Consider the following 3,477-nt stretch of genomic DNA (forward strand, 5'->3'; position numbering starts at 1 on the left):
CATACCTCATGCCCGATACAAGCGTCGGACACGGCCGGGTCATACCCGGACAGACCGGATGTGATCAAACAGACCCCGACCATTCAAGATCTGTAAGCGGGCCATCACTATCGGAAGCAACTTTCGGTCCTCGATCGGCCGGCCTCGTCGATGTTGTCGCGATGGGCGACCAGCGGAAGGCCTCTACGCGTCGTGCGGTATGGATCGGAGCTCCCGGGCCAAGCAGCGTACAATACGACATCTCTGAGTAGAGGCGTCAGCAAGATCGACTAGATCGACGAGAGTGGCCTGTGAGTGGGCAAGGGAACGAGGCGGGCAGCCTGCATCGAGCCGGTGTCGCCGCTTGGCTGGTGTCGCATGGAATTAATGGAAATCCTATTCCTCTGGACGACAYGGMGAATTCTGGAACGATTMAGAGCGTCGACTTTGAAACAAATGATGCTATCGACGACATACATTGTAAGCTAACGGACGGCCGTACACTGCTAGTACAGGCGAAGCGAGCTTGCGGTGACGATCGACATTTGAAGGATACCGTCTACCAGTGGGCACGCCAACGGCCCGAAGCCGGTGTAATATTCGGCCTCGCTGTTGCTGAGCCGAAAGGACCAGTTCGGCATCTCCGTACGGCCTTAAACCGGCGTAGGAGGTCGATACCAGGAAACCCAAGCTCTGGAGAGAAAAGCGCGCTGGCAGCACTCGCCAAAGCATTCCCTGTAGACATCTCAACCTCCCRACGCGAAGAAATCTTGGACTCCGCTTATGTGCTGGTCGTCGATGCGCATGAGCCGGGGTTGCCCCATTTTCAAGCTGCAGCTTCCTGGTTGGTAGCTGCAGGTGTTCCACATGAGCGCGGGGCCGAAGCATTCGAGGCATTGAGATCGCGGCTTCAGGCCGACGCGGCGAAGGCACGCGGGAGTGATCTGGACGATTGGCTCGAAATACTTGCTAAGGCTGGATACCCGCTCGCAGAGGAATATCGTGGGTCACGCGGCCAGCGCCGCCAGTTCGACTTGGGAGTTCTGGCGCGATATTGCGACCGCTTTCAAGCCGACCGCGGAATGCTATCTTTCGCGCTACTCGCCGATGACCTACCGCCGATGAAGGTCGAGGGCCTGGCGAAATCATTCACGGTTAGTTGGTCGTCGACCTTCGAAAATCGGAAGTATGCTTCGGAACCCTTGCTTGACGTCGCTCGGCGCTGGGGCCGGCTAGTGGTTACCGGTCTGCCTGGTTCTGGAAAGTCGACAGCCATAAGACAGCTTGYGGCGGAATGGGCAGCCACGTCGGACGCGCCCATACCTATTTTGGTGTCGCTAAAGGTCGTAGCCGAGAATCCTCCCGAGCCGGCTTCATTCACTCCGGCTATGCTCGTCGATGCCGCGCTTCCTAAGCTCGGAGGAGACGAGAGGAGAGCCTTGCACGCCACTCTACTGGCTAAAATCGGAGACGGAGACGCTGCGCTTCTCCTCGATGGCCTTGATGAGTGCGGGACCGCAACCAGCACGATAGCTGATGGAATAACTCGACTCCTCGAACAGCTACACCCGGATACCGACGTAATAGTTACGGCGCGAGGGAGCGCCCTTCCTGCCGCTTCGAAGACAGGACTTCCTACCGTTGAGTTGACTGAACCGCAAGGTCTCACGTCTCAGCTTGACAATCTGATCCGCCATGCGGCAAAAATTCGAGCGAACGGCMAGCAAGAGGCCGAGTGGGCGGCCGCGCGTATCTCGTGGCTAGAGTCCGTCCGCCGCGCGGATGGTCATGGTGGCGGTCCGTTGCTGGTTCGATCAAACAGCCTTTGGCAGGTTCCGCTACTTGCGACAATGGTTACACTTCTGGCGACATTGCGGCCGACCGAAAAGATTCCTACCAATAGATCACTTTTGTTCATGGCGGCAGTGGAGGAATCGGTCACCAAATGGGAATCACGGCGTGCCATACAGCGCGTGCCATGGAACGTAAGTGACCCTCGGATGCTCGTCGACGGCTTTGCCGTGATCGCGCATGAGCTCGCCCATCGTAGCGGTCGCTTGTCGGTTGAAATCGCTAGAAAATCGATCAGAGACCGCGCGGTTCAATATTGGGGAATGTCGCGGGGGCCAGCAGAGTCGGCCTCTGCAGACATTGTTAGGTTCTGGGACGAAGTTATCGGGGCCTTTCCGAGAAATTCAGATGGAATGCTTCTTTCGCGAGCGCAGTATCTTGTGGATATTGGYGACGCGATGTGGGCCGCTCACGTTCTCGAAGACGAAGAGGAAAGAAAGGCTTGGGTGAATCGTGCGCTCGAGGATCCGAACCGCCGCGAGGCTTTTATTCTAGCTGTTTTGTACGCGCCGTCGATTTTGCATAGTATCGAAACCTTCCATGGTAGTGGAAATGATCGCGGGCGAAGGGCGCTTGTTTGGGCCGCTGACGCCATCAGAGAGGGTGGTAGATCTCTGATGAATGTTGTCACCCCCGCCCTGATGGCAGCACTTGCAGATGCTGCAGGCAAAGGATTGGCCCTCCCCGATATCGGTAGYAACAGTGCAGGTCAGAGGAGCGGGCGAGACCCCAAGGAGTGGGAGTACGTCCTACGGCTGGCTGGTCTGCCGGTCGTCCCCCAACTCCGCAAGTTGCGGGACGACTTGCTTGCCGGACTGCGGTTGAACAAGGAGCACCGTTTGGTGTCCCAAGCGCTCACTTCACTTACCGATGCGGTGGTAGACGGGCATACCGAAATACCAAACTCTTCCTTGGCTGCGCTTAAAGAAATKCTGGCCGTTCCGGCGCCACGGCGAGTAAATCGTCCACCGCGCAGAAATTCGCGTGGAGTTATGAGCTTCACTCTACCGGAACGCCGGCGTCCGATAGGATATGCCGACGTGCTCAAACTTGCAGCCGAGTACGCTGGAAGTCTCGATTCATCGACCCGAACGGCTATCTACAGCGAGGCTCGGGAAGCTAGTGTTCGCGACTATTTTGAAATCGTAGCCGTTTTGCAGGCAAAGGGATTCTCTGATCCGCAACCATTTTTCAGAGTCCCTGAACTTATTCGCCTAACCGAGGAGTTTCCCAGTCATTGGGCGGCTGTCGAATGGCTGTTTCGCCCTATGGAAAATATCTCGGAAGGTACGCAGCTGCGGCGGGTGCAGCGGTGGAGACCCGCCGAGATTCTAGAGTTCACCGAACTCATCGGTCTACGTGCATCTGGTCTTGATGATCTGAGGGCCGGCAGGAATGAGGCCACGACGACCATAGAATCTCTAGTTAAATGTGTTTGCTCATCCTATAGAATTTCGGAATCTCATATCGCGGCTCAAGCRGCCTACATTGCAAGTATCGCATCGACTGGGGACCAGCAGATTGTCCGAATTATTCTGGGGATTCCCCCTGCTCGCGAAGTGCGTTTCGTAGTGCCAAGTACGGAATTTCGACTCGAGGGCCTTGAGTCTTTGCTTGCTGGGTACGCAAGTACATGCCAGATACTGA

1 protein-coding gene is annotated in these 3,477 nt (G+C 56.6%); it reads left to right on the forward strand.

Translation table 11 applies throughout. The features are described 5' to 3' along the window. Window positions 1-1,625: 1,625 nt before the first annotated feature. Window positions 1,626-3,477 (forward strand): hypothetical protein (locus tag Manayef4_RS22260; RefSeq protein WP_254665418.1); only part of this gene is annotated, 1,852 nt, incomplete at its 3' end.

The organism is Frankia sp. CgMI4, assembly GCF_001756285.1.
Classification (GTDB): Bacteria; Actinomycetota; Actinomycetes; order Frankiales; family Frankiaceae; genus Frankia; species Frankia casuarinae.